Annotated in this window: 21 protein-coding genes and 1 pseudogene; 7 read left to right on the top strand and 15 right to left on the bottom strand. The window is 45.7% G+C overall.

The window, feature by feature from the left end; all coding sequences use genetic code 11:
- Nucleotides 1-26 precede the first annotated feature (26 nt).
- Nucleotides 27-947, bottom strand: coding sequence for a LysR family transcriptional regulator (locus DFP97_RS16455; protein WP_114381285.1), 921 nt, complete (start codon nucleotides 945-947; stop codon nucleotides 27-29).
- A 133-nt stretch (nucleotides 948-1,080) separates the two neighbouring features.
- On the opposite strand from DFP97_RS16455, the gene DFP97_RS16450 reads away from it, so the two are divergent.
- Nucleotides 1,081-2,007 (top strand): NADP-dependent oxidoreductase, encoded by a 927-nt coding sequence (locus tag DFP97_RS16450; protein WP_114381284.1) that lies wholly within the window; start codon nucleotides 1,081-1,083, stop codon nucleotides 2,005-2,007.
- Between the two features lie 5 nt (nucleotides 2,008-2,012).
- Here DFP97_RS16450 and DFP97_RS16445 read toward each other — a convergent pair whose 3' ends face one another.
- Both DFP97_RS16445 and DFP97_RS16440 read right to left on the bottom strand, forming a co-directional pair.
- Nucleotides 2,013-2,831 carry an AAA family ATPase gene (locus tag DFP97_RS16445; RefSeq protein ID WP_114381283.1) on the bottom strand — a complete coding sequence of 273 codons (819 nt, stop codon included), beginning with the start codon at nucleotides 2,829-2,831 and terminating at the stop codon, nucleotides 2,013-2,015.
- A gap of 135 nt (nucleotides 2,832-2,966) precedes the next feature.
- Nucleotides 2,967-3,599, bottom strand: a complete 633-nt coding sequence (locus DFP97_RS16440) for an HAD-IA family hydrolase (RefSeq protein ID WP_114381282.1) — start codon at nucleotides 3,597-3,599, stop codon at nucleotides 2,967-2,969.
- Nucleotides 3,600-3,944: 345 nt separating this feature from the next.
- On the opposite strand from DFP97_RS16440, the gene DFP97_RS16435 reads away from it, so the two are divergent.
- Together DFP97_RS16435 and DFP97_RS16430 are read left to right on the top strand one after the other, a co-directional pair.
- Complete coding sequence (locus DFP97_RS16435; RefSeq protein WP_114381281.1) at nucleotides 3,945-4,127, top strand: hypothetical protein; 183 nt, start codon at nucleotides 3,945-3,947, stop codon at nucleotides 4,125-4,127.
- 651 nt (nucleotides 4,128-4,778) lie between these two features.
- The gene (locus tag DFP97_RS16430) at nucleotides 4,779-5,021 is read left to right on the top strand and encodes a translation initiation factor 2 (protein WP_114381280.1); all 243 of its coding nucleotides are present in this window, start codon (nucleotides 4,779-4,781) and stop codon (nucleotides 5,019-5,021) included.
- A gap of 449 nt (nucleotides 5,022-5,470) precedes the next feature.
- Here DFP97_RS16430 and DFP97_RS16425 read toward each other — a convergent pair whose 3' ends face one another.
- The 6 genes from DFP97_RS16425 to DFP97_RS16400 form a co-directional block, all read right to left on the bottom strand.
- Nucleotides 5,471-6,850 carry an MFS transporter gene (locus DFP97_RS16425; RefSeq protein WP_114381279.1) on the bottom strand — a complete coding sequence of 460 codons (1,380 nt, stop codon included), beginning with the start codon at nucleotides 6,848-6,850 and terminating at the stop codon, nucleotides 5,471-5,473.
- 383 nt (nucleotides 6,851-7,233) lie between these two features.
- Complete coding sequence (locus DFP97_RS16420) at nucleotides 7,234-8,736, bottom strand: glycoside hydrolase family 32 protein (protein ID WP_114381278.1); 1,503 nt, start codon at nucleotides 8,734-8,736, stop codon at nucleotides 7,234-7,236.
- Between the two features lie 61 nt (nucleotides 8,737-8,797).
- A complete protein-coding gene (locus DFP97_RS16415; RefSeq protein WP_245976311.1) occupies nucleotides 8,798-10,180 on the bottom strand; it encodes a glycoside hydrolase family 172 protein in 1,383 nt (460 codons plus the stop codon).
- A gap of 63 nt (nucleotides 10,181-10,243) precedes the next feature.
- Entirely contained in the window at nucleotides 10,244-11,137 is an 894-nt protein-coding gene (locus DFP97_RS16410; RefSeq protein WP_114381277.1) for a carbohydrate ABC transporter permease, read from the bottom strand.
- Nucleotides 11,138-11,149: 12 nt separating this feature from the next.
- Nucleotides 11,150-12,025: a carbohydrate ABC transporter permease gene (locus DFP97_RS16405; protein ID WP_114381276.1), complete on the bottom strand. Its 876-nt coding sequence runs from the start codon at nucleotides 12,023-12,025 to the stop codon at nucleotides 11,150-11,152.
- A gap of 74 nt (nucleotides 12,026-12,099) precedes the next feature.
- Nucleotides 12,100-13,464: an ABC transporter substrate-binding protein gene (locus tag DFP97_RS16400; protein WP_114381275.1), complete on the bottom strand. Its 1,365-nt coding sequence runs from the start codon at nucleotides 13,462-13,464 to the stop codon at nucleotides 12,100-12,102.
- 179 nt (nucleotides 13,465-13,643) lie between these two features.
- On the opposite strand from DFP97_RS16400, the gene DFP97_RS16395 reads away from it, so the two are divergent.
- Nucleotides 13,644-14,516, top strand: coding sequence for an AraC family transcriptional regulator (locus DFP97_RS16395; protein ID WP_114381274.1), 873 nt, complete (start codon nucleotides 13,644-13,646; stop codon nucleotides 14,514-14,516).
- 126 nt (nucleotides 14,517-14,642) lie between these two features.
- Here DFP97_RS16395 and DFP97_RS16390 read toward each other — a convergent pair whose 3' ends face one another.
- From DFP97_RS16390 to DFP97_RS16365, 6 genes are all read right to left on the bottom strand, one after another.
- Nucleotides 14,643-15,905, bottom strand: a complete 1,263-nt coding sequence (locus tag DFP97_RS16390; protein ID WP_114381273.1) for an acyltransferase — start codon at nucleotides 15,903-15,905, stop codon at nucleotides 14,643-14,645.
- A gap of 105 nt (nucleotides 15,906-16,010) precedes the next feature.
- Complete coding sequence (locus tag DFP97_RS16385; RefSeq protein ID WP_114381272.1) at nucleotides 16,011-18,278, bottom strand: GH32 C-terminal domain-containing protein; 2,268 nt, start codon at nucleotides 18,276-18,278, stop codon at nucleotides 16,011-16,013.
- Between the two features lie 29 nt (nucleotides 18,279-18,307).
- Complete coding sequence (locus DFP97_RS16380; RefSeq protein WP_114381271.1) at nucleotides 18,308-19,810, bottom strand: glycoside hydrolase family 32 protein; 1,503 nt, start codon at nucleotides 19,808-19,810, stop codon at nucleotides 18,308-18,310.
- 90 nt (nucleotides 19,811-19,900) lie between these two features.
- Nucleotides 19,901-21,529, bottom strand: coding sequence for an ABC transporter substrate-binding protein (locus tag DFP97_RS16375; protein ID WP_114381270.1), 1,629 nt, complete (start codon nucleotides 21,527-21,529; stop codon nucleotides 19,901-19,903).
- 98 nt (nucleotides 21,530-21,627) lie between these two features.
- A complete protein-coding gene (locus DFP97_RS16370; RefSeq protein WP_114381269.1) occupies nucleotides 21,628-22,524 on the bottom strand; it encodes a carbohydrate ABC transporter permease in 897 nt (298 codons plus the stop codon).
- Between the two features lie 13 nt (nucleotides 22,525-22,537).
- Entirely contained in the window at nucleotides 22,538-23,422 is an 885-nt protein-coding gene (locus DFP97_RS16365; protein WP_245976340.1) for an ABC transporter permease, read from the bottom strand.
- A gap of 490 nt (nucleotides 23,423-23,912) precedes the next feature.
- On the opposite strand from DFP97_RS16365, the gene DFP97_RS32285 reads away from it, so the two are divergent.
- The 3 genes and pseudogenes from DFP97_RS32285 (at nucleotide 23,913) to DFP97_RS32130 (ending at nucleotide 26,335) form a co-directional block, all read left to right on the top strand.
- Nucleotides 23,913-24,317: a tyrosine-type recombinase/integrase gene (locus DFP97_RS32285; RefSeq protein ID WP_114381267.1), complete on the top strand. Its 405-nt coding sequence runs from the start codon at nucleotides 23,913-23,915 to the stop codon at nucleotides 24,315-24,317.
- Nucleotides 24,295-25,383, top strand: coding sequence for a tyrosine-type recombinase/integrase (locus DFP97_RS16355; protein WP_114381266.1), 1,089 nt, complete (start codon nucleotides 24,295-24,297; stop codon nucleotides 25,381-25,383). Before DFP97_RS32285 ends, DFP97_RS16355 begins: the two co-directional genes overlap by 23 nt.
- Nucleotides 25,352-26,335 (top strand): annotated as a pseudogene (locus DFP97_RS32130) (tyrosine-type recombinase/integrase). Before DFP97_RS16355 ends, DFP97_RS32130 begins: the two are co-directional and overlap by 32 nt.
- The last annotated feature ends 271 nt before the right edge of the window (nucleotides 26,336-26,606 follow it).

Raw genomic sequence — 26,606 nt, 5'->3', positions numbered from 1 at the left:
CGCGTAAACGTTTACATATCATTACTTTATTTGATTATCAAATTTTTGTCAAATGGATTTTGTCCTCTTTTCCCGGCAAAATATTGAACCGCAAAGTCCCGAAACTCACATGCCGCTTTGGACAGGTAATGCTTCTCATGCCATGCCAATTGAAAGGAGCTCTGACATCTTGGATTATCAATGTGCAGTAACACAAACGGAAGAGGCGGAGCTTCATCGCTTCTATTGCATGCCCCGACAAATGCGATGCCTAGTCCGGCTTTAATAAGGCTTGCTTTGGCGGAAGGTTCGTTAATCTCGCACACGATGTTCGGCGTTATTCCAGCCTTCTCAAAAATTTCATCATCCCTTTTCCGGAAAATATTTTCTTTCTTGTATCCGATAAAAGACTCGTCGGCCACCTCGCTCAGATTAATGCTGGTCCGTGAAGCCAATCGATGCCCGGGAGGCACGGCAAGGAAAACTTCTTCATTCAATACAGGTAATTCATGAATTCCCGGCCGTCCGATCGGCAGCGCTGTGAAGCAGAAATCGATTTGGCCATTTTCGAGCTGCTGAACCATTTCCTCTGTCGAAGCTTGAGCGAGATGGAATTGAACTTCAGGATGTAATGTAAGAAAATCACCTATAAGTCCCGATAGGCGATTAAGTGTAGGAGCTGCCAAATGAATGCTCCCGCGCTCCATTCCCGCGAGATCGGCGAGTTCTCTTCTACCCTCTTCCAAAGCTGTTAATGCTGTCTCCGCCTTCGCCAAAAATGCTTTTCCGAAAGTATTGAGCCGGATTTGCCTGCCCTGCCGGTCGAATAGCGGTACGCCTAAATCCTCTTCCAATCTGGCGATAGTCTTGCTGAGCGCAGGTTGAGCGATGTGAAGCTCCTGCGCGGCTTTCGTCATATGTTCCAGCCTGGCGACCGTTCGAAAATAATGCAGCTGCAGCAGTTCCATACGGTACAATCCTCCATTCATATACTCAAAGGCATATATTATATAGTGTAAGATATATTTTTATTTATTAGATACCCATTATAAAATAGAACTACACAAGCGGCAATTCGTGATTTATTATAGGAGGAATTTTATGAGAGCAGCAGGATTTTATTCTTTTGGTTCACCGGAGATGTTGGAGCTTATAGAGATCGAAACACCGCAAGCGGGCGCCGGTGAGGTACGGATCCGTGTAAAGGCAGCCGGAGTGCAGCCGGTAGATTGTGCTGTACGCAATGGCTTCAGTCCGCCTGGTGTAACCATCACCTTTCCACATGTCACAGGCGGTGAGTTCGCGGGTGTAATTGACCAGATCGGCGAGGGTGTGACCTACTTTGCAGTCGGTGCAGAGGTCCTCGGCTTCCGGCTCCAGTTCACCTATGCCGAGTACGTAGTGGTACCAGTCAATCAGATTGTGGCTAAGCCCGACACCATGCCATGGGAGGTTGCCGGGGGACTTTCCGGCGCCGGCCAAACCGCGCATACCGCTATGGCTGAATTGCGGGTTGGAAAGGGCGATACCGTCCTTATTAACGGTGCGGCTGGCGGGGTTGGCACAGTCGCGGTTCAGGTGGCTAGGGCACGGGGAGCTGCTGTAATCGGTACGGCAAGCGAAGCGAACCAGGAATACCTGCGCTCACTTGGTGCGATACCGGTTATCTATGGAGCAGGTCTTATTGATCGAGTGCGAGCCCTCGCACCGAACGGTGTTGATGCTGCGCTTGATGCTGCGGGAGAAGAAGGTTTGCGAGTGGCGGCGGAGCTTGTAAAGGACAAGGACAGAGTCGGCACCATCGTAGCCTTTCAGCTCACAGAGGAGCTCGGTGTCCGATGGATTCGCAGCAATCGTTCTGCGAGCCGGCTGGCCGAGCTGGTTCAGCTTTACTCGGAAGGAAAGCTGCGCATTCATATCCGGAACACCTATCCGCTCAGCCAGGCCTCGGCCGCGCACCGTGAAGTCGAGACCGGTCATGGCCGCGGGAAAGTGGTTCTTATGATAGAATCGATAACTAAATCATGAGATACTCATGAAATGACTCCCGCAATCAAATGAGGTTTATATTCCTCAAAAGAATATCGTATATGCTCGGATGTAAGCATAGAGCTTTCAATAATCGCTTTTCGCTTTGCTTTCAAGACGATTTGCTCCATGTCGGCGAAGCTGCAGTCCTTTAACGACATGGAAGCCTGTTTTAGCGTTTGCTCCTCCTTCTCGAAATCGCCGATCAACAGCCTGATATATTCACTTCTTGTAGCTTCATCTGGCATTCCGTACGTCATTTTTGTATCGAACCTGCGCCATACTGCGTGATCGAGCTCCTCCTGCAAATTCGTCGCCGCCATGAATATACTATCGCATTCGAATTCATCCAAGCATTGAAGCAGCGTATTCACGACTCGGGCCATTTCCTTGACCTCATCATTATTCTCGCGCGTCCTCGCAATCGCATCAAACTCGTCGAGAAATAAAACGCAGGGAGAAGCTTTGGCATATTCGAAAATTTTGCGGACATTGCTTGCTGTCTCACCAAGATGGCTATGAATTATCGTATCCAAGCGTACGAGAACGAGCGGTATATCAAGCTGCTGAGCCATATAAAAAGCAGTCAATGTCTTACCTGTTCCCGGGGGCCCGAACATGACGATTTTGTTCGGAATCGGCACATCATGCAGGATAAACTTTTCCTTCATCTCAAGAATGGTCAGAAATTCTTTTATAATTCTCCGATTTTCCGGCTGAAATACGATACGCTTAACCTTACGCGCGCAATCCTTCGGTGTATAAAAGGTAGCCATTTCCGAGCCTTTAGCCCGCGGAAGACGGTTATTATTGTTTTTGCTCATATCTGTTAATTCTCCTTTAGCGAACGCTCTATTTAAACGTAATAATTACGACGTAAGTATATCAGAATCATTACGATTTGCAAACACAACCTTGAAAATCGTATCCTGATCAAACCGATAAACCATCATACGTAATCATCCTCCTTCGAGAAGAAGATCAGCAAATGCAGCAGGAGAATTACATAGGAAGTCCGGTTTAGCTTCAGCCAGTAAGGAGGCAGAATCAAATCCCCATGTCACTGCAACTATCTTAACACCAATTTTTTTACAGGCTTGAACATCTCGCAGCTCGTCACCAACGTAAAGCATTTGGTTACGATCAATCTGGAACTTTCGAGCCACGCTTGTAATTGCTTTATGTTTTCCGAAAAGATTCGTGGCTGAATGGATGAAGTCAAAGACGGTTAACCCGTAAAGATCAAGAAATCGCTGAATATTTTCTGTTGTGTTGGACGAAAGAATCCCTAACGAATAACCATTATCTTTAAGTGAAAAAAGAATATCTCTTATTCCCTCCACCGGCTGAACGCTAACAGCTGTTTTTTTATATTCGCGTTTCCCTTCGATAATCAATGCCGGAAGCTTATGTAGGGGAACATTTAAAGCTCGTAAACGATCCGGAATCGATAAGTCCGACAGATAAGCAATATCTTTTTTGTCGATCTTTCGACCACCATACTTTCCTGAAAGCTCATTAAAAAGTTGGATAGCCAACATTTTCGATTGTACAATCGTCCCATCGAAGTCAAAGATTAGAAATGGTTTCATAATCATCACACCTAGTACTATATTTTTTCATTAACATTACCAGAAGAAGAAACTTATTGAAATATGATTAACTTATAATGGGCAGGTTCGCCTGGATATGGGAAGGACTTTGGTGATCTTGGATATTATCTTTTTTTGCAAGCTAATCTTGCAATACATTAACTTCAACCGCTTCAATGTAAGAATCCATCATAAATGATATAGAAACCGCAGAGTTTTTTCATGCACGCCCTATACAACTTATTATTCATTTTGTTACATCTGAAACGTGCTGCCTACGCATAACGAGATTGTTTTTGGTAATTATAGAAACAGTCTACAATCAAGAAAGGAGACTTTTCAATAATGGACTCTAATGATGAAAATAAAGAGCGGGATGCCTTTAGCGAATCCAGGATACCGAAAGGTGAAGAAGGTGTAGCAGCCACAGACGGATTAAGCGAAATTGTAGAGGCTTATACTGACAGAATCGTGAAATCAGTTGCAGATGAGACCGATGCTGAACAGGATCAATCCATACCCAAGTGAGAGGTTTCGTTTCAGGGGCTAAGTTTTTGCCCCTTTCTTTGTATTTCAGTATTCATCTGCGTACTTCACCAGTTTCTCGATATTGGATAGTACTTCATCGGAACTGTAGCCGAAAACGTAGTCGCTTAAATCTCCATCGGTGTATTCGACTACCCAGCCGTTCCCGTCCTATCATTTCGACGTTTCCGCCGATCGGCTGCCAAGATGCAGTCACCAACGAGTATCCCTTGGCTGAAAGTTCCTTCTCGAATCGTTTTCGGTTTCGGTTCATCGAAAGCCTCCCCATGTATTTCCGTACTCAAGCTATGTTCACCCAAATTACCGCGCCTTGTGGATGCTCGTAAGGAACCGGCACCGGGTAAACTATCGGATTTTGCAGCACCCATGCCCACGGTTTGCAATACGGAATCGCGCCTAGCGGAACATGATGCTTACCTAAATTTCGGTTTTATTATCAAACCCTTCATGCCGCGCCTCCCATGTATTTGCGTATTCAAAATTGTTCCCGAATTATTTTCGGTGACCTGAACAACCTTCCATCTATGAACGCGCACCACGATATTCTTCCGATGTTTAATCGGACTTCTACACCCAATCCCTCACTAACTAGGTTCATTACGCATATCATGATGATTATCATCAAGGACCGACATGGATAAAAGTAAAAAAGCTTTAAGGGAAATTGAAATTGCTAGGCTTGAATTTATTGGTTTATCCATTGCTACATTGGGAGATGGGATAGCAGCTCTCGCTGCTGGTCTTACTTTAGAATCATTAGAAAATGAGTACAGAACCCCATACCAAAGCCAACAATCAATGCAGGTAGAAACTACACAAAAACAACTTGATTATTTCATTCATGAATTAACACAAGTCAGAAATATCATAAGATGAATTAACTTAATATTCGAAGCTGCCCGCCGCTCTCCTTAATACATGGCTTAACATTTCAACCCCCTATTGTTACTTGATAGGGGGTTTAAGTTATTCAATATTCAGGGTGTTCATTACGATATCTAACGCCTTTCTGACTTGTTTCCTTTGCTCATAAACAGTAATAACTTGCGCTCTATAAAATCAATGTCTGGAGTGAAATCCTCTGTTGATATTTCAAGCACTTGCTTTGAATTGCTGAACAGTAGTAAAATTTGCCCGCTTATAAGTATCCAATTCAACAATAAGCAGAAATAACAGATGATAATTACGAAAATGGAATGCGGGGGGGTGTTAATTCCATTCGCGCTGAAATTACTAAGAGAGTTACTAGAGGAATAATCGCTTCGCGTTCTTGTCTTGAACTAGGCCACGAATATTCCTTCTAGTTATTATGTGATCTAAATGCCTCAGCTTTCCATTTGAACGCTTGTTTTCTTTGCACTGCCAAACTGGATATAGTAAAACAACAGAATACCTACATGCAAGGCAGCAAGAACGAAATATATATTGCTGTAAGTGAAGCAACTAGGATAGAAATAGGCCGGGTTCCAGTGAATATCGGATCCGAGATCAACTACCCTGCTGTAAACCCCTGTAGACATTGCTGCAGCAATGAAATTCAGCATCGAAAAAATCCCCATGCCCACTCCGACCTGTTCCTTTGGCAATGTCCTTGAAATCGAATTAGACATGGCAATGAGCATAAAGGATTGTCCTACATTACCGAAAATCAGAAAGACGGCAATGAATACGGGAGAAATTCCTGTGAAGGTTGAAAGTAATACAAAACAAATCAATAACGATCCGGATGCAAGAAAGAATAAATACGAGTTCCCCTTCAAGTCTGCCAGCTTGCCGCCCTTTCTCCCAAGAATGGCCGAGGCTATTGCTGCGGGAACCATGGCAAAGCCGATCCAGCTTGGCGGCAGTTGATGAACACGGGCCAGCAGCAAAGGACTAAGAAACGCAAGGGAAAAACCAATCCCGCTTATTAGAAAAACGATCGATAGACTGACAGTATACCTCTTGTTCTTAAAAAGCTTCGGTTGAATAAAGGGATCTTCTATGGAACGAATTCGCATGATGAACAATCCCAAAACAAGTATGCCGCCTATAATAAACAACCATGTTCCATTCGTAACGCCTAGAAGCAGCATTGCCACTGTTGCAGCAAGCAGCCCTCCGCCAAGCCAGTCAAATTTTTTGCCTGGGTTACTTTGCTCATCCCCCAAATATTTCCGGTAAAAGGGCAGCGTAAGCAAGAGGAGAAGGGGTACGCAAAATAACCAGCGCCAATGAGCAAAACTGATGATAAAAGCGGAAATAACGGGACCAAGAGCATTGCCAAGAGCTAACCCTACGGTTGCCGTACCTATAGCAGAGCCTCTTCGCTCTGGGGCAAAGTATCGGATCGGAATAAGCATAGCCGTTGCCGGGATAACCGCAGCGCCTACTGCTTGCAAGCATCTACCGGCAAGCACCATCCAGAATGCTTGGGAGGCAAGGCCAATCAATGAACCGAAAGCAAAAAATATCAAGCCGAACGTTATTAAATTTTTGAGCTTGAAGCTGTCCGCCAGCTTCCCGTAAGTGACTGATCCTATCGCGTAAATCAGAACATACGCTGATGAGACCCAGCTTACCTGCGCGATGGTAAGATCAAACTCTTCGCTTATTTGGGGAAGTACGAGATTAAACATGAACGCGCTCATCACGGAAAGGGTGAGCGTGAACATCAATATGCGGATCAATTTCTCTCCTGTTTGCTGTTTAAATTCCGTTTCCATTGTTTAGACCCTCCTTTTTGTATGCATGCACATACTTGCATTCAATTTGTAAAAAAACTAGGGGGTTAATGCCCTAGCGAACAACTGTACGCTCTCCGTTATAAAAGCCTCCTTCGGGACGGTCGTAATTGCAAGTGCTCACTTGCATTTTAATCTATATTATTCCAATTTCTATAAGTCGTCAAGGGAAGTGTCACTATTCCGCATTTTAATAAAAGAACCACCTTTATAAAAAGATGGTTCTGCTGCTTTGCGCGACTGTCATTCCTAAACGGCCCCCAGCCGTTTAGGAAAGCGTTCAAGAAGACCGATGGCGTCAGTTCTTCTTTCTACCGGAAGAACCAATGACTTCGATCGCGCCAATACGCATGTTTCGTTCCTCCTTACCAAGCGGAACGCAGTTTCCAGATATCGATCGAACTCATCCTTACCTGGTCGCCGATTGAGAAAACTTCCATATTGATACTACTCGGATCCGGATAAATATTGTTGGTCATTACTGTACGGTCATTATCCGTATAAACTTCGATCACGCAGGTATCGATGAAGATGTGCAGCTTAAGCGCCTCTTCTCCCGATCGTTCCAAGGTAACCGACTGAACGCCCTCGCTCCACCCATCGGATTGATTGCGGTCGAAACGAAGCTCGTTTGTACGGACATTGTATACAAGCAGTGTCCGCTGTGTTCCATCGCTGGAGGCCCTTAATACAAACCCAATCTCTTCCGCTTTGCAACCGGTCAATTGAAACTCCGCCATAATTTCCATGCAATCGCTGCCCGCATATTTGGGCAGCACCTCGGCCCCAGGAGAGACGATCGTATTCACAAGACGATAATGCTCCCGGCGAAGCACCTGCAATTCTTCAACTGGTGCAAACCTCAACCTGCCGTCGGTATCCAATTCCACGGTCCGCGGAGCCGACATTGCGCCGGACCAGTGATTCTTCTCCGTTGGACCAAAGTTCTTGAACCACGGCATCCAATCCCAGGCGTTCAACCAGGCAATGATCACCCGCCGTCCCTTGCCGTCTAAGAACGATTGCGGCGCATAATACTCATAACCGTGATCGATATCGCCCATTGTATCCCAAGTAAATTTGCCGGTCTCATAATCCATATCTCCGACCAGATAGACCGTTTTGCGATTGCCCATTCCCATTGGTGAGAACAACAGGACATGCCTGTCTCCAAGCGCGAAGAAATCAGGACATTCCCACATATAACCCATTGTCCCGTCACTTTCCGCAAGTACGCCGACATATTCCCAGGCACGAAGGTCTGAGGATTTATATAACAATGCCTTACCGGTATCGTATTTCCTGGAGCCGACTACCATATACCAGAATTGATCATGTTTCCATACTTTTGGATCGCGAAAATCCGCAGAGCCATCTTCGGAAGGGCCCGGAATAACAGGGTTTCCTTCATATTTCTCGAAAGTGATCCCGTCTTCGCTTGTAGCCAGGCATTGCGTTTGAATGAGTTTCCCGTCTTTAATGACCGTTCCCGTATAAAGCAGCGTCAGGACGCCGTTGTCGTCCACAGCGCTCCCGGAGAAGCAGCCTCCCCGATCATCCAGATCGTAGGGCTCACTGGGTGCAAGGGCGATCGGCAAATGTTCCCAATGCACCAGGTCCTTGCTCTTCGCATGTCCCCAATGCATAGGGCCCCATTTAGAACCATACGGGTAATGCTGATAGAAGAGATGATATTCTCCTTTATAGAAGATAAGTCCATTTGGATCATTGATCCAATATGCCGGTGCCATAAAATGATATTTTAATCGGCTCAAATCCTTACTTACGGTATCTTTTATCTTGGCGATGGAATGTTCCGCTTTCAATAACGCTTCTCTATGGGAGATCCTTTTGATTGGTATTTCCACATTTGTTCCTCCTACTGTTTATTGCTGCAGGACCTCAAGGTCCCGCAACAATTTGAATCTCTTATTTAAACGAGTTACGGATATTCTTGCTCTGTTCAATATTTCCTTGGGAGTGCATGGAAAGTCTGTCCGATTTCTTCTGAACTTGATTCGTCCGCCCTTCCGAATACGCTGCCATTCGTTCCTTTGCGAGCTTATACGATTCTTTCATCTCGTCATTAAGCTCTACCTTCTTCAGCTGACCCGGGCTTGGAAATTGCGGCATCAGTTGGATCCGCTCTTCTACCGGAAGAATGCCGAACGGTTTGGACGGCAGCGTCTGGTACCAATAAGCCGTTGAAGACCAGTCATCGGACAGATGATTGGCATGCCCATGCTCGATGGTGACTTTAATGCTCTCCGAGAAATGAACCGGATCGGTAATATGAAACCGGTATGAGACCTGGTAACCAGGAACGTCGCTCTCGTGTACGATGGAGCCGTGGAACGGGAAGGCGTTCTTTTGCATGCCCCAGGCATGGTTGAAATAGTCTTCCGCACCTGTGCCGACTATGCTCGGCAGGTTCTCGCCGTCGATGAAGAACATGTCGTCGCCCTCTCCCCACCAGCTTCCCTGGAAGTGGGTAACGGATAGATTACAGCCAATATAGTGGCCTTTCCCTTCCGTCTCCAGGATGACGTAGTTCCCAGCTCCGTCAAGATTCGCTACACGGTTCACCTCCGGCGTATTTACCTGAAGATCGGGACCCCAGCCGTCACATGGGTTCTCACGGCGCCATTGCGCATGGAAATACGCTGTGTCATCGCCGAAAGGCTTCTTGTATAGCTCATAATCGATATGGAAATAGAGACCGAACGGTACATCGTTTTCATTGATGATTTCAATTTTGGCTTTCTTGTTGAAAGGCATTGGCAAGTAACAGTTAACCGACGCAACACCGCCGAACTTGAACTGTTCCTCCGGTTTAACGGAAACTGTGAACGGAAGTGAAGCAAAATTGCCAGGCATGGAATGGCCAATACAGAAGAAATCGCCATAAGGAACAAGCACGCTAGGGTGCGATTGATCGTCCCAAGTCATCTTGATCAGCACTTTACGGTACCAAGCCGGGTCAGCCGTCTCCCACGTGACGCCAAGCGCGTTATGAATTTCATTTACCGGTGCGATATTGCCTCCGCCTTCCGGATTAATGACGCTTGGGCCATGAGTTCTGCGGCAGAACGATGTCATCCAGATATGCGAGATGCTGCCCGGTCCTTCAATGTCGCCCAGAACAACCGACTCACCGGCCGGAATCATCCAGTAATCCTGATTGCGACCGTCTTGATCCCAGCTGGATACCCGAGCAGAGCGGACTTCCCTAACCTGAGTAAGTCTGCTGAGCAGGTTTAACGATTGGTTGTGCATAGATGATTTCTCAAGGTTTAACGATTGATTTTGCATAGATGATTTCTCCTTTTGTATGGTTTATATGGAAATGGTTGTTGCTGTTAGAAAACGTTCCGCCTAGCCTTTTACTGCGCCTGCCGTCATGCCTTCAATGATGAATCGTTGGAAGAAAACAAAGAAGGCAAGCTGTGGAATAATCAACAGGATGCTGGCTGCGATAATGCCGCCGTAGTCAATATTGAACCTTCCCTTGAACTGTGAAATGCCAAGCGATAACGTAGTCATGGCTTCATTGCTGATCAAGGTCACTGCGAAAGGGAATTCATTCCAAATATACAGTACATTAAAGATGAAAACGGTAGCCACAACAGGCATGATGATCGGGAACACCACCGCTCTGCCCAAGGTGAATAGACCGCAACCGTCAATGACCGCCGCCTCCTCCACTTCCTTCGGAAACCCCCTCAAAAAGCCTGTAAACAGAAGGGTATTGAACGAGATGGACGTTGCGATATAGGGGATGACCAGTGATGCGTAGGTATTAGAGATCCCAAAGAAAATCGTAAGACGGTATACGGGAAACAGTAGAATAAATGCCGGTATGGCAAGGCCCATTAATAAAAGGGCAGTGACGCAGCGTTTTAGCCTCTCCGACCTGAAGACCATCCTCGCCAAAGCGTAAGAGCTCATAAAGGTAATCATGATTTCAATAACGATCGTAATCGCAGCGATAACAAACGTATTCTTATATAGTAATCCCAGATTCAATGTCTCCAAGGCGCGTGCGTAATTGCCAAAGCTGATTGTCTTGGGGAAGCTGAACGGATTGTTAAGGATATCGCTGTTCGATTTGAAGGATAAGAGAACCATCCACAATAAAGGAAGCAGTATACATAAAGTTACGATGTAAGCCAGTACGGTTCTGCCGCCGCGTCCTTCAGAAAGCGTATGTTGTTTCCCTTTCACTCTCTTGATTACCGGTCCGGAACTGATTTTTGCTAAATCACTCATCGCATTCCCCCCCTATTCCTCGATGTTTTTTTTGCTGAGTCCCATGTAGACTAGGGAGAATACCATCGTTAGCAAGAAGGTCACGGTAGCGATTGACATTCCGTAGCCATATTCACCTGAAGTGAAGGTAACATTGTACATATACGTGACCAAGACTTCCGACAGGTGGTTTGGTCCTCCGTTCGTTAACAGCAAGACAGTTTCGAAAATTTTAAATACGCCTGTAATAATCAGCACGACATTGATTTTAACGGTTTCATTCAGCATCGGAATCGTGATGCTTAACAATTGCTGCAGCTTGCCCGCCCCGTCGATGGAGCTTGATTCATATACATCACGCGGAATCATCTTTAAGCCGGCTAGAAAAACAGTCGCCAGAAACCCAATCATTTGCCAAGTGAATACAACGCCTATCGAATAAGGCGTTAACGTCTTTCCGCCAATCCATTGCAGAGCCAGCTGATTCAAACCTAGGCTCTTGGCGAACACATTAATCAGCCCCATCTGCGGGTCGAGAATAAATACCCAGATTAACCCAACCAGAATTGGCGCGATAATGCTTGGAGCAAAGTTAAGCGCCTTGATTGCATTGCCGCTCTTTATCTTTAAATTCAGGAGCAAGGCAAGCAGGAAGGCTCCCGGCAGTAGAAACATGATGGAGACAACCAATATAATGAACGTATTTTTGAGCGATATCCAAAATAAGGAGTCCTGCCATAGGGTCACGTAATTTTTAAGTCCAACAAATTCTGCTGCTCCGATTCCCGTATAGGTCGTAAAACTATAATAGAAGGAAACAATCACCGGCAAAATGATATAGACCAGGTATACAAGTAGGGTCGGAAGAAGCATTCCCAGGATGTATCTTCGTTTACTAAGCCAAATCATCACGCTCTCTCCCTATCTTATGGAGTATGAAGGTCCAGCCGGCATTCTCGGGTGCCGGCGGAACGCTACGCTAATTATTTCGAAACTTTGCTGTCAATCAGCTTCAGCGCCTCTGCCGGTTTATATATTCCGTTAATTACCCCATAAATGCTGTCGTTCAGCTGATTGGCTACAGCTTCGGAAAGAACGAGGTCAGGTTGTGCAGCTGGACGGTCCCAGCCCGGCTCGTTCAACTTGCTGATGACGTCCGCGTAGACCGGATATTTCTCTTTGTCCACATTGCCTGTGTATTTAACGACGGGTGGAGCTTCATTCTCGGCCATAACGGCAGCGCCATCCTGGCTGTAGAAGAACCCGAAAAACTTCGTTACCGCGTCATATTTCGCGGCATCCTCTTTCACCTTCTCGCTTGCGACGAGCGGTGCCGCGGCTACAGCCATCGCGATCTTCTGATTGCCTGCGCCGTCTGCGAATGTCGGTCCCCATGAGAAGCCGACGGTCTTCGCGATTGGGCTGCTTTCAATCTTTTTGGTTTCCCATACGCCGGCATCCAGCATAGCCGCTTTGCCGGCCGTGAACATTTCGACCGCCTGGAAGTAGGAAAGCGTGGTTACATTGTCCGGGAACGCGCCGTTTATGCGAAGCTCGTCGATCTTATTGAACAGCTTCAGGAAATCCGGATTTTCGAATTTCTCGGTGCCAGCTTGTATTTTATCGATCTTGTCGAAGAACCCATAGCGGGTAAGCATCCCGAGGAAAGCCCATGTACTGAATGTGTCTTTCGCGCCTTTTGCTATAGTGACCACATTGTTCTTCTTGAACACCTTCGCTGCCGCAAGCAGTTCATCGTAGGTTTCCGGAACTTTTAGGCCGTATTGGTCAAACAGCGCTTTGTTGTACCACAATCCCGTGACCAATGCTTGATAAGGCAATCCAAATTGTTTGCCTCCATCTTGGTAAGCGTTTACCATCTTGGAGTCGATACTGGCAGCGATTTCAGGATTGTCTTGTAAAAATTCATTCAGATCGAGAAGAAGACCGGCCTTGTTCATTTCCTTGGCCGGAGCCGGCAGCATCCAGAAAATATCCGGAAGCGTGTACGATTGCGCCATCATCTTCATTTTCTTTACATGCTCCTGGGTATCCGCGCCTTGCAGATCTATCTTGATGTTTGGATATTTCTCTTGGAATTTTTGTATGATCCCATACATGTAAGGTTCTTGGTCCTTCACATTAGCTACATGCATGGCAATCGAGAGGGTTACCGCTTTCTGTGCATTCCCATCGTTGCCAGTGCTTTTATTCGCTGCATCGGTACCATCCGAGTTACCCGCTGTTTTGGCCGGAGCAGTTTCTCCCGCATTCCCGTTCTTGCCGCATGCCGCTAGGCCAAGAATCACAAAACAAACGATAAGGATAATCGATAGCTTTCTCTTCATTGTTTGTATTTCCCCCTCATTCATAATCTTCAAGATAGCAAATATTGCCCTCTACCCTGAAGTATAAACCAATATTACACCCTTAATTTACGCTTGTATTTAGCAATTCTTATTTTATATTTATCATTTCTTGCTATTGTGTTACGCTTACAAAAAACGATTTTAAGGAGAGATTCACGATGATTTTACATCAAATTTCACCCTATATCCGGGTGGCCATGGATAATATCGTCGAGCGCCCGTGGATCATCCAGGATCGTGTATTATTCGATTATGAACTTCTGTATATTATGGAGGGCAAAGTGATTGTGACGATTGAAGGCGCCGTCTACGAGGGGGAACGGGGGGATATCTTTCTGTTTCGCCCGAAGCAAAAGCACAAGATCGTCAAAGTCGAAGGACAGAGATTGAGACAGCCTCATATTCATTTCGATTTCTTTTATACCGAAGACAGCGATAAAGTAAAAGTCTCCTTTCGCCCTCTTGAGGAGATTAGCACCGACGAGTACTACTGGTTCAGGAATGATATCATCGATGATATGCCGATCCCGTTATCCAGCCATCTTCGGCTTAAGAATCCGATCCTGATCGAAAAGATGCTCATGGACATTATCTATGAATATGAAACAAAAATGCCGTATTACGAGTTCAAGGTCAAAGGCTTGTTTATCCAGTTATGGATCCAGCTGCTTCGTGAAAATCACTGGAGCCGCAACCCTCATGTTGAGACAAACATGCACGCATTAATGCACATAAAACAATACCTTATGCATAATACAAACAGAAAGATCAGTCTGGATGAGATCGCCAAGATGTCCGGCATCAGCAAGCATTATCTAGTCCGTCTCTTTCAGAAAGCTTTTGGCATGAGTCCGATCCAATATCATCAACTCATGCGCGTTCATGCCGCCCGGCATATGATACAGTACACAACAGACCCGCTGTCGATTATTGCGGAGAAAATGGGATTTCTGAGCATCCATGCTTTCAGCCGTTTCTTCAAAACGGTCGAGGGTACCGCCCCTTCCTTTTACCGCAGCAGCAAAAATTAATCCGGTATCCAGCACTATTTCCGAGAGTAAACAAAGACCGTCAGTTAAAAAACTGGCGGCCTTATCGTTGATATTACTATGGTCTTTCATTCAAATAAATGTCCGGTTACATTACAGCAGCGATTTCTAACCTGTCTGTTCCCGGACGGCACGTTCCGCGACGGAACGGCCTGCATACGCCGCCCCAGCTCTCCGTCGGCCAGTCGGTCCGACCAGCCATCGCCCGAAAGGCAGCTTTTCCAGAAGACTGGAGAGCCCGATCGCGCCTGCCGCCACCAAAATAAACGTAATCAATGCAGCCGGCAGATGAGACCCGGTGAGATGCATCGGCCGCGTTACCCCGCTCACCAACATGAGCACAAACGCATGGGCCAGAAAACCGCCGAACGAATACCGCCCGATAAACCGCAAGATGCGGTATATCGCGCCTTTCCGTCTCTGCAGCAGCAGCGCGAACCCGTATAGCAGCAGCAGTTGGGAGACGATGATTACGAAGGTGGAAGGCTTCAAATAGTTGGAAACCTGCAAATTCATCCGCTCCGCCGAGAAGCGAAGAACATCGTAACCAAGCCAAATATACGCCCCGATGAACACAATCATTGTCCAGCCCATCGCATCAGCCACAAACGTCCGAAATCTGGACAAGCCAAAGGCGCAAACGCTGCCTATCAGAAAGTAGAATGTGTACATGATAAAATAATTAGAGCGGAATGTGATCAGCCCCGCCCAAAAACCGCCGGCGGACGCGGCCCAGCCCGGCATTTTATAATAGGACAGCCACATCAGCGCACCGTACATTAGGCTGAGCGTCAAAGACGCCCACGCAACCCGGCGGATTAATTTCCCTTCCGTATCGGGATGCAGACGATCCCGGAACGCTGCGACCGCCCGCGAAAACAGCGGGAATAACAGGTAAAACTGAAAAATCATCAAGATAAACCACAGATGATAACCGTTGGTCGGCTTTATCAGCTGTAAGAAAATATTTAGCCAAGCCGAAGGCTGCATGAGCTTGCCGCCGATTACCCCTTCCACCGCGATCCAGTAAATGATCGTCCAGCATAGAAAAGGAACAAAAATATCGCCGAACCTTTTTCGGATAAACGAACGGTAATGCAGCTTCCCGCTATAATTGTAAAATAGGATGAGACCTGACAGGAATACAAACGTCGGAGTACCGAACCGGGTGAAATGAAACAGCATCGCCAGCATGATCGAATCGGACTGCAAGATGTCAGGCCGATAAATATATTCCGCTATGCAGTGCTGAAGCGTCACCGCCAAAAAGGCAAACGCGCGAAGAAGCGTCACTTCTTCGATCCGTTCTTTTTTATGGCGGAACTCCGGCTCAGGCGCCTTACGTTCGATTCCCGCTTGCAGATTTGTCATGATTTCCTCCTCTATTCTCAGAAGCAAAAGATATCCTGATTATAGAGGAAGAACATTAGCGTAAGATTAAATGGAACAAATTAACGGAACCTGCAAATCTCTACTTCATGAAAACGCGGATGACATTTGCCATATATCCAATGACTTGACATTCAAGCTATCGTCGCCCCAAACCTGCAAGCCAAGCGAATCCTGGCGGCTCGGGTACACTCTTGTCGTCAAGCTTTTTAATCCGTTCGCGTATGCTTCAACCATCGAACGGTCCAAGTAAATATGCAGCTTTAACGCATCATCCTCCAGCTCCAGCAGGCCGCGCTGCACTCCCCTGGAGCGCTCATTCGGATCTAATGTCGTCTTTGAACGGTCGACGCCGAATTCAGACGACTTCCAGTCATAATAGATGACCGTCTCCTCTTCGCCCGCTGGAGATTTCCTTACTATAAGCCCCATTTGCTCAGCGCTGTCCGCTGCAAATTCGACCTGAATTTCCAGCATGTCACCTTGCACGTTTTCAAGCAGCTTGTTAGCTTCCGCTAAAGACTTATCCCGCAGAGAAATGATGTGAGCGCCGCGCAGCGATTGAAGCTCCTCAATCGGTTCGATACCGAGACGGCCGTCCTCACGCAAGGTTAAGCTGACAGGCAAGCCCGCATTATGGGCCCAACCAGAGTCATAGTCCAGCTGCGGCGTTCGCTCCCCCTGCGCAATCGTGAATACGATGCTGCGCCCGGTCTTCGGATCAACCATTCCGCTCGGCCCCGTAAAATGAAAGTCGCCGACATCGATGAGCTGCGGTTCATCCTGATCGGGTACGAATCGGAATGCCTCCCGGTCAAATGTCCCGATCCAGTAAAATACCTCCACATCAGCACCTGGACCTAATGGACTAATAAGAAATACGTGCTTTTCCTTGCCGGCGCTGTCCTTGCCGAGCGGCAGCAGAACTGGGAGCTCCCACATATTGCCAAGATACGGATAAACAGCAGGATCAGATAAGTAGAAAGGACCCTTGTACTCCCAATCCGTCATATTGCGTGACGTGTAGGCCAGTGCTGTTCCGCCCTGCCCTTCCGTGCCGGAACCGATAAGCAGGTACCATAGGTCGCCTTCCTTCCAAACGAACGGGTCGCGGAAGTCGCCGAACATGCCTTGTCCCTTCTCTTGAACGATCAGCGGCTCCGGATGCTTCACCCAGCGCACAAGATCAGTCTCTCCGTCCTGCTTAAATGTGCTTCTCGCTAATCCTACCCTTTGATTCGGCACCGCGCTGTCATCCCCAGCCGTAAAGAAAAGAGCAGGAATCCCATTTTCGTCGTATGAGGCGCTGCCCGACCATACGCCGTCCGGATCGACGGCTCCCTTCTCCGGTGAGAGCGCGACCGGCAGGTCGCGCCAATGAACCATATCCTCGCTCACCCAGTGACCCCAATGGATTTGTGCCCAGTACGGCCCCTGCGGGTTGTGTTGATAAAACAAATGATATTGTCCGTTGAAATATATAGGTGCATGCGGCTCATTCATCCAATGAGCCGCAGGGCTGGCATGGTACTGCGGCCGATGCCTGTCAGCCAGCAGTGGTGTACGATCCAGCCGGATATCGGCTTCATCGATTTCTGGTATAATCCCGCCGTGCGGAATAAGGTCAGCTTCATACGAGGATGCTATTTCATCAGCCGACAAAGCGCGGCCGTAAATTTTCACCTCATCCATCAAACCGTCAAACATATTATGTCTGAAGGCTTCGGCCAATACCGCCGCCTGGTTATTTTTCCCGATTAGCAAGTCGTTCAAACATGGGATAATTTCGGTATTCTCCGGTGTTGAAAGAGCAGCAACCTGCTCGCCGTTTAAGTAAAGCTTCACAACCGCCTCATCCTTATCGAACGTGGCGGCAATATGGGACCACTGCTTCTTCGGCAGCGGCCGGTCATGACACCATAGTTCCACCCATTTCCCGGCCAGCCCCATCTGCATTGACCATGAGCCATGCCTGTACATGCCAAGAATATAACCCTCTTTGGCCTCCCTGTCATGCTGGTTCACGATAGCAGAGAGCCTCTGCTCCTGTCCCCACTCATACGAACGCGGCGCGACCCACGCCGAGATCGTAAAGGCGTTCCTTAGATGTTCTATTGCAGCAGCCTTACGTGTAATCCAAGTTGAATAGCCATCAAACAGCATCGCGCTTCCGCGAATTCCTTTGCGCCACTGCGGATCACGCGATTCTGTGAAACGTGCATCAAGAAGGGCATAGGAGATATCGTCCGCATTCCCGCTTATGACGTCAATCGCTGTTTTTCCCTTGCCTTCATTCAGAGGCCAGTGGGCGATTAATCCCGCTTCAAGGGTGAAGGGCAGCTTACGATTATCCATGAACACTCGTCCTCCCGCATTTCTTATCGTTATTTTCCTACGGTTTCTGTTACCATGGGCGCGTAAGCGGATTTTAACGGATATATTTGTAACGAACGAAGCCAAACAACGCCGCCCAACGCATAGATCTCGATTCCATCACTGCCTTCAAGCGGAAACAGCTGATCGGTCATGACAAGCCCCCCGTTATCAGCAAATACCTCGACTGACGACCGGTCAACCCACAATTGAAGCTTAATTCGACCATCATCTGGTTCAAGCTGCGAACTATGCCTGCAGCCGAATTGCGTATGAAAATCGATGATCCCCGATTTAGTTCTATCAATAAACAACTGGGAGTCAGCCGTATTGTAACCGACGATTGTCTCATTTTCATCGCTTGTTCTTAGCTTAAAGCCGAACTCAGATGCTGTGTCTAACTCGAATTCGGCTGAAATTTCGAATAACTCGCCCTTATGACCGACCAGTAGATTGCTTCCCGGAACGATTAGTTCATCCCGCCAATCGAAGCCATCCAAACGCAGCTTTCTCATCTCGTCCGGCACTTCCTGAACGAGACGGATACCGTCCGCCCGCTCACGCAGCGTAAGTTTGCGGGGTATAGTCATTGCGCCGCGCCATTCAGCCGTCGGGATCAGGTTGGCATATTTCCAGTTGTTCATCCATCCGATGCACAGCCGCGCTCCAGTTAGTTCCGGCGCATCCGACCAGGTTACGCCTGCATAGTTATCGCGGCCGTGATCCATCCATAGCACCGACTCCGGCGTATGGTCGTTCGTAAACTTGATTCCGTCAAATTCACCGATAAAATATTGCGTTCTCGAGCCTTCAGGGAGCGTTTCATCGTCCCCGATACTTACGATCATCACCCATTTCTCTTTCCCCGTGCTTCCTTCAACAGGCAATGCAAATAAGTCCGGGCATTCCCATACTCCGGCATGCGACCCTTCCTCTGCACCGAACTCGCTTGCAAACGTCCATTCCTTCAAATTAGGCGAATGATAGAGGCATACCCGGTCACCAGCCGCAAGCACCATAATCCAGCGCTTCGAATCTTGGTGCCAGAATACTTTCGGATCCCGAAAATCAGAGAATCGTTCATCCGAAAGCACGGGATTACCCGAATAAGCAGTCCAGGTTCGGCCGTTATCCTTGCTATAAGCAATACTTTGCCGCTGCCTTGAGAGGTTAGAATCCGGAATCATCTCGGTTTGCGTATAGATCGCGACTAGCCCTGCTTTTCCATCGAAAAAGCCGCTGCTGTCGTTCCAATCCACTACAGCGCTCCCCGAAAAAATCGTGCCGTTGTGATCCGGATATAACGCGATAGGCAGGTGCTCCCAATGAACAAGATCCTTGCTTACCGCATGACCCCAATGCATAGGTCCCCATACCGTACTTTCCGGATGATGCTGATAAAATAAGTGGTACTCTCCCTCGAAATATACCATCCCGTTCGGATCGTTTAGCCAATTAGCAGCAGGCGTAAAATGAAATTGCGGGCGTAACGGGTTATCATAAATAGGATTCATATGTGTCTCTCTCCTCTTATCGTTCGATGCTTATCAATGGAGGTGACGGAACCTTCAATTGAAGGTTCCGCCCCGGCCAACGATTATCTACTATTTCTGAGCTTCTTTGTAGCGGTCAAGAGCGGTTTGATAAATCTCCATCAATTTACTCAGGCCCATATCCTCTACGGTTTTCACATAGCTGTCCCACTCTGCGTCAGTCACGCCATCAACGATGAATTTGGCTCTTTGCGTATTCACGTATTTGATTAATTCCGGTTCAAACTGGTTAATCGTATCCAGCTCTTCCGGAAGGAAGAAGATCGTCGGATAATTTTCCTTCTCCATAAACGGCTCGTAATATTGCTCGAGATCCTTCTTCCGCTGCTGTGCGCGCGGCTCCATATCTACGATTGTTTTGAAGTGCTCCTTTGTAATGACGCCCGCTCCGTTCGGAGCAACCTTTTGACGGAATTCACCCATCGATACGCCTTCCTCCAGCGGGAGGTTAACAAGCTTTCCGCTTGCGTCTTTCTCATAAATAACCCCGATCGGACCCCAGTGAATTTGAGCGGCCATATAAGGCTCATATTGTTGATCGATCCAGCGCATTGTCACTTCCGGGTTTTCGTTCTCGCTGGTTATAACAAATGCGTTTCTTCCCGGACCGCCGCCGTTGCCTCTTCCGATGCTTTTTTTGCCTGTCGGACCTGTAAGCGGAGGAACTAGAGCATAGTTTTTCGCTTGCTCCGTCCCGACAACCTCTTCGATTTCCCACCAAACGTAGGAACCTAGCGTTGCGTCAGGCGTTTTACCTTTGGCCAAATATTGCGGCGCATCCTGCGTGAACGATTCAGGATCGATAAGACCTTGTTTGTACCATTTCTCGTTAAAATATTTCAAAGCTTCCTTGTATTCAGGCTGAGTGGCTGTGAAAATAACCTTTCCATCCCTTACGATGCGGTGCTCCAGATTGTCCGGCAAGCCAAACGCACCGAACAGACCTGCAATGTCCATACACCACTGCATATGCATAAAGCTAAGCGGAATTTCGTCGGCTTTGCCGTTGCCGTTCGGATCTTGCGTCTTAAAAGCAAGCAGCGCAGCCGTGTATTCGTCAAGCGTTTCCGGGAATTTCAAGCCCAGCTTATTGAGCCATTCCGTATTGATCACATGGAAGAACGGATTCGTGCCGAGCTCATTCTCCTCCCAAGTAGGAAGACCGTAAATATGGCCGTCAGGAGCTGTGATAGCCGCTTTAAGGTCAGGTCTTTCTTCCAGCAGCTTTTTCAAGTTCGGAGCATATTGATCAATCAGATCCTCCAGAGGAATGATCGTCCCGTCCTTGCCATAAGTAATCAATTCATAATCAGTGAATTGCGAGCTGTAGAAGGCATCGGGCAAATCACCGCTGGCAAGCAGCAGGTTTTTCTTCTCCGCATAATCGGTATCCGGGATATTCGTCCATTCGATATGAACGTTCGTATCGGTCTCTAACCGTTTGAAGATTTCCATCTCGTTGTATTCCGGCGCAAGCTGCGCTTTTGGGGATACTATCGAGAGTGTGATCTTATCGTTGACAATCGGGAGCCCTTCCTTATTAAAGCCCTCAACCTTAGCTGCATTGCCATTCGTTTTGCCGGTATCTGGTCCCTTGTTTGTTATGTTGTCGGCGCAAGCGGAAAGCAGCAAGCTTGCAGTGAGAAGAAGACTTACAGCAATCGACCCTGTCTTTTTCATTTGATGATCCTCCCTTAATTTTGTTTATTTATCTATCATCATCCGAGTCCGATCCGCGGTAATACGGAGCCCGGCGATAACCGGAGTAAGCAGGCTTGTTAGCCTTTTATGGAGCCGATCATGACCCCTTTGACAAAATATCGCTGCAGGAACGGATACAAGATCAGCAGCGGAAGGCTTGCGATGATAATTACGCCGTATTTGATCAACTCCGTTACACGAAGCTTGGCGGCATAAGATTCAACATCTATCATCATGCTGGAGTTGACCTGATTCTGAACAAGAATGTTCCGAAGCACCAGCTGAAGCGGAAATTTCGTTTCCTCATTTAAATAAATCATTGCGTCGAAAAATCCGTTCCAAAAGCCGACAACGTGGTAAAGCACCATGACCGCAATGATCGGCTTCGAAAGAGGGAGGACCATACCCAGGAAAAACCTCGTGTTCGAGCAGCCGTCGATAAATGCGGCCTCTCGCATTTCATCAGGAATCGTGCTTTGGAAGAAGGTGCGTACAATGATAATATTGAATACGCCCGCCGCTCCCGGAACAACTAACGCCCATATCGTGTTAATCATGTTCAAATCCTTGATCAGCAGATAAGTAGGAATCAATCCGCCGCCAAAAAACATCGTGAACACGAAGAACCACATGAACACGCCGCGGCCTACAAAATCTTTGCGGGACAACGGATACGCCGCCATCAAGGTGAGCATCACGCTAATGGCCGTACCTACTATGGCATAGAGCAGCGAATTCCCATAGCCGATCCAAATCGTCGAATCGCTGAAAATGCGCTCATATCCGTCCAAGGTAAGCCCTTTTGGAAACAACCATATATCTCCCGAGTAAATCTGATTCGGATCGCTGAAGGATGCTATAAAAACAAAGTAAAGCGGATAAAGAATCAGCAGCATTCCAATGGTCAGAATCGAGTAATTCAAAATATCAAACAACAGATCACCTTTTGTTTTCCGTTTTAGCAGAGCATTCATTGGTTTTGCCTCCTTACCACAAGCTTGTTTCCGTCAGCCTCTTGGCTATACGGTTTACCGTAACTAACAGCACCACATTTATAACCGCATTGAACAAGCCGATTGCAGCAGAGAAGCTGTACTGCGCCTTCTGAATACCTAGTTCATATACATAGGTCGGAATAATATTGGACGCCCCGTAATTCAAGTCGCTTTGCATCAGAAACGCTTTCTCGAACCCGACACTCATCACGTTTCCAAGAGCGAGCACCATCAGAATAATAATCGTCGGCAAAATACCCGGAATATCTACATGCCTGACTCGCTTCCATTTGCTGGCGCCATCCATAACGGCGGCTTCGTGAAGCTCGGGATTTACTCCGGCCAAGGCAGCCAAGTATATGATGGTCGCAAAGCCTGTTTCCTGCCAGATACCAGACAGTACATACAAAGGACGAAACCATCCCTCATCCGCCATAAACAGTATCGGTTCTCCGCCAAAAAACGTAATAACGTGGTTAACGATTCCGCTGTTCGGGGACAGAAAAACATTCAGCATTCCGACAAGCACGACGGTTGAAATAAAGTGCGGAGCATAAATGACGGTTTGAACGAATTTCTTATACCGTTTGGCCATCATCTGATTCAGCATAAGTGCAACCAGAATCGGAACAGGGAAACCGATCACCAAGGAATACAGGCTAAGCAGAATCGTATTTTCCATAATAGGCCAGAAATTATAAGCCTCAAAAAAACGAATGAAATGCTCGAATCCGACCCACTCGCTTCCCCAAATTCCTTTGCTCGCCCTGAAGTCTTTAAAGGCAATTTGGACGCCGTACATCGGGTAATACTTAAATACCAGATATAAAATAACAACCGGCAGCATGAACAGGTACAGCTCATAGTTTTGCTTCATTTTCACCCATGTTTGATTGGTGGAGCTTGCTGCCGGCTTTTCCTTTACCAGCCGTACATTATCCCGGCTTATCGTCTTCATCATCATTTCCACCTTCCCATCAATACGTAAACGTTTACGTTACCCTCATAAGAAAACTATTAAGGTCCCTTCTTGAGAAGAACCTCCGTAATGCACTTTTTAAGAACGCTTTCAATCCCTTATCTCCTATTAAGTAATCGTTCACGTAATCGTTTACCTGATTGAATTATAAACGCTTACATAAGCAATCGTCAATGGATTTTTTATTGCTGATTTAAAACTTTCATCATTTCCTACTTTAAAAAAGCAAAAAGGCCTCCACCTTGATCTGCTCCCCTCATAGCAGCAGGTTTTATTATTTCACCTGTCTACTATTTGGGGAGCATATCAGCCGCCCAATTGAAGTGAGCAGTTTAGGTGTATACGATGTTAACCTCATCGAACGAACGTTAACCATCTATTCAATGAAATCAGGGCAAAAATTTTAAAAATCAGTTCTACTCTAAAGACTACTCTAAAAAAATATTTGGAGCAACGTACTACACTTGAAGTTGAGTGTGATGCCTTGTTTATAACCTGCTACAAAGAACCTGTACGTTCAGGTACAATACAACGATTTGTTAATGAAACTACGATAAAGACTTTTGGTGAAAATCGTTATTCAGCAAAATCTCTTAGACATACATATGCTACCAACGCTCTTGAAAATGGAAATTCATTCGATGAGGTTGTACAAAGTCTTGGACATTTAAATTGGATTTCTACAATGTATTATCTTCATAGAAGCAACAAGCGTTTGTTAAAGAACAGCTTGAAATTCAATCCATTATCAAAACTGGAGGTCGATAAAAATGGCAATTCCAATAAACTCTAACTATAACATTGAAGAAATATGTTCAACTTTTGGTATTGAAAGAGAAGATTTCCTTAGGCTTATTTCTGGTAAACAAGAGGAGCCAAGTAATTTAAAAACAATCATTGAAGTCATTGACGAATTTATGGGTACGGTAAAAAAATCAAATAAGAGTGCTACAACTATTTCTTATTATGCTTCATTCCTATCCCAATTCAAAAGTTTTCTCAATGAGGTCGATCCGAGTATTGATTTACTCGGTCTTACCGAAGTCTTATTTAATGAATTCATTTTAGAAAAATGCATCTCTAGGGACGGTGGTTCGTTGTCTAGAGGCTCAATTAATACGTATCAATCGATTATCAGAGAACTGCTTTTCTTTTCTCTTATAATGAAATATATCAATATTGATTTACGTCCAAGATTTGAAAAGTTAACTACTGATATTCTACCTCGATACATACCCGATGATGTAGCTTCAAATATTATTATAAAAAGTCACCACACTAGCCGACCTCATTTAAACAACACAATAATTATTTTCTTACTTGGAACTGGCTGCCGTTTAAGTGAAGTAACAAAACTAAGAATTAATCAATTTGACGTATTGAATAATCTAATTTTCATTAAAAAAAGTAAAGGCTACAAGGACAGGTATATCCCCATGTATCCAGAAGTTAAAAATATAGTGCTTAGCTATCTTCAAAGAACCGGTATTAAGGAATGGAATCGCAATAACGAAAAATCACTTTTTACTAAAGGTTTCGGAGAAGATCGACCACCATTATCAAACAAGTATATTCAACGAACAGTTAAATCAATATTAAAAGAAATACAAATGGATCAGCGATTTAGCGTTCATTCATTTAGACATACATTTGCTGTAAATTGCCTCAAAATAGGAATGCGCATAGATATATTAGCTCAAGTAATGGGACACAAGAGTATAGAAACAACCAGAGTATATACTAAGCTACTCCCTCATGACCTAAAAAATGACGTAATGGAGAAATTCCCCTTCCCTTTTGAAAAGCTAATGCAAAAATTAATACCGAATGGTGGTGCTACGAATGGAGAAACTAATTGATGAAATTCAACTTTTTTCAAATACTAACCTTAAGTTAAAGCCGCAAACCTTAATAGCATATATAAGACATCTTAGAAATCTAGCGAAAAATCTCGCAGCAATAACCAATACTGATTTAAGCGAGTTACATCTAGAGAGAATTTATGTTGTCCTAAATTCATCTGGGGATATTTTAACTTATCGACCTATAGATTATCTGATTATAGACAGCTATTTAAACCAAAATATTCATCGTGGCTTCTCTTGGATGCGTGGAACCATATATGCTCTCCGTCACTTTTTTAATTATCTTGAGCAAAAATACCGATTTAAAAATGTTATGAATCAGATTACGTTTGATTTTAAAGAATTCAGAAAAACTAAGAAGCCTACCCGTATACTAAGCCGGCATGAAATTCTAAAGCTTCTAAATGCAATAGTGACATATAGTGAACAACTTGAACGTGATCTCTTGTTATTTTCTTTGTTATATTCCACAGGATGTAGAAATTCTGAGATTCGAACTTTGAGAGTAAATCAAATTAATTTTAAAGACGATTGTCTGATGCTTTTAGATACCAAAACCAATGTCCAAAGAATTATAACTCTAAGAGATGGTTACGGAGAAATCATTTAAAATTACTGTGCATTAAATGAATTAAAAGATGATGACTTTTTATTCGAATCAAAAAATGTCTGTCCAATTACTTACACAACAGTAACCAACTTATTAAAATTCTTTTTAAAAAAAGCAAATTTGCCCGACGTCACCCTTCATAGTACAAGATACTCTTTTGCTACTTTAATGAGGGATTCTGGTGTCCATATTCTAGTCTTAATGCAACTCCTTGGCCATAAACGCGTTAACTCAACACAGATATATTCTCAGTCTTACTATGTTAGAAATATTAATGTACATATAAATGAAAACACGGAAGTGCACAGATTGATTGATGGTTATTTAGATAATTGACTATCGCATACGTGCAAATTCAATGCTCCATTTGCGGACTTGCCAGTTCTGCCTGCTATTGGCGAAATATCCTTATGAAACGTGTGGAGTGTAATTTAAAGATGTAGTTTTAATGGTATTATTTTACCACACTGATTTTCCGTGTATTGTGTAATACTGCCAGTTAACGCAAAAAGTGGACCTCAGTCAAGAAAGTGGACACTAAATAAGAGCAATTAGCTAATACTTTTTTTGTACAGAGCTTCAAACTGCTCTGGAGATAGGTAACCCA

This window comes from Paenibacillus prosopidis, from assembly GCF_003337375.1.
Taxonomy (GTDB): domain Bacteria; phylum Bacillota; class Bacilli; order Paenibacillales; family Paenibacillaceae; genus Pristimantibacillus; species Pristimantibacillus prosopidis.
This window is presented reverse-complemented; position numbering and strand designations above follow the sequence as displayed.

What these genes read in the sequence shown, in the direction of transcription:
- DFP97_RS16380 (WP_114381271.1), bottom strand. Translation starts at nt 19,810, where the DNA reads ATGAATCCTATTTATGATAACCCGTTACGCCCGCAATTTCATTTTACG.
- DFP97_RS16370 (WP_114381269.1), bottom strand. Translation starts at nt 22,524, where the DNA reads ATGAATGCTCTGCTAAAACGGAAAACAAAAGGTGATCTGTTGTTTGAT.
- DFP97_RS16375 (WP_114381270.1), bottom strand. Translation starts at nt 21,529, where the DNA reads ATGAAAAAGACAGGGTCGATTGCTGTAAGTCTTCTTCTCACTGCAAGC.
- DFP97_RS16385 (WP_114381272.1), bottom strand. Translation starts at nt 18,278, where the DNA reads ATGGATAATCGTAAGCTGCCCTTCACCCTTGAAGCGGGATTAATCGCC.
- DFP97_RS16425 (WP_114381279.1), bottom strand. Translation starts at nt 6,850, where the DNA reads ATGGAAACGGAATTTAAACAGCAAACAGGAGAGAAATTGATCCGCATA.
- DFP97_RS16455 (WP_114381285.1), bottom strand. Translation starts at nt 947, where the DNA reads ATGGAACTGCTGCAGCTGCATTATTTTCGAACGGTCGCCAGGCTGGAA.
- DFP97_RS16450 (WP_114381284.1), top strand. Translation starts at nt 1,081, where the DNA reads ATGAGAGCAGCAGGATTTTATTCTTTTGGTTCACCGGAGATGTTGGAG.
- DFP97_RS16365 (WP_245976340.1), bottom strand. Translation starts at nt 23,422, where the DNA reads ATGAAGCAAAACTATGAGCTGTACCTGTTCATGCTGCCGGTTGTTATT.
- DFP97_RS16355 (WP_114381266.1), top strand. Translation starts at nt 24,295, where the DNA reads ATGGCAATTCCAATAAACTCTAACTATAACATTGAAGAAATATGTTCA.
- DFP97_RS16395 (WP_114381274.1), top strand. Translation starts at nt 13,644, where the DNA reads ATGATTTTACATCAAATTTCACCCTATATCCGGGTGGCCATGGATAAT.
- DFP97_RS16415 (WP_245976311.1), bottom strand. Translation starts at nt 10,180, where the DNA reads ATGCAAAATCAATCGTTAAACCTTGAGAAATCATCTATGCACAACCAA.
- DFP97_RS16440 (WP_114381282.1), bottom strand. Translation starts at nt 3,599, where the DNA reads ATGAAACCATTTCTAATCTTTGACTTCGATGGGACGATTGTACAATCG.
- DFP97_RS16445 (WP_114381283.1), bottom strand. Translation starts at nt 2,831, where the DNA reads ATGAGCAAAAACAATAATAACCGTCTTCCGCGGGCTAAAGGCTCGGAA.
- DFP97_RS16430 (WP_114381280.1), top strand. Translation starts at nt 4,779, where the DNA reads ATGGATAAAAGTAAAAAAGCTTTAAGGGAAATTGAAATTGCTAGGCTT.
- DFP97_RS16405 (WP_114381276.1), bottom strand. Translation starts at nt 12,025, where the DNA reads ATGATTTGGCTTAGTAAACGAAGATACATCCTGGGAATGCTTCTTCCG.
- DFP97_RS16400 (WP_114381275.1), bottom strand. Translation starts at nt 13,464, where the DNA reads ATGAAGAGAAAGCTATCGATTATCCTTATCGTTTGTTTTGTGATTCTT.
- DFP97_RS16435 (WP_114381281.1), top strand. Translation starts at nt 3,945, where the DNA reads ATGGACTCTAATGATGAAAATAAAGAGCGGGATGCCTTTAGCGAATCC.
- DFP97_RS16410 (WP_114381277.1), bottom strand. Translation starts at nt 11,137, where the DNA reads ATGAGTGATTTAGCAAAAATCAGTTCCGGACCGGTAATCAAGAGAGTG.
- DFP97_RS16390 (WP_114381273.1), bottom strand. Translation starts at nt 15,905, where the DNA reads ATGACAAATCTGCAAGCGGGAATCGAACGTAAGGCGCCTGAGCCGGAG.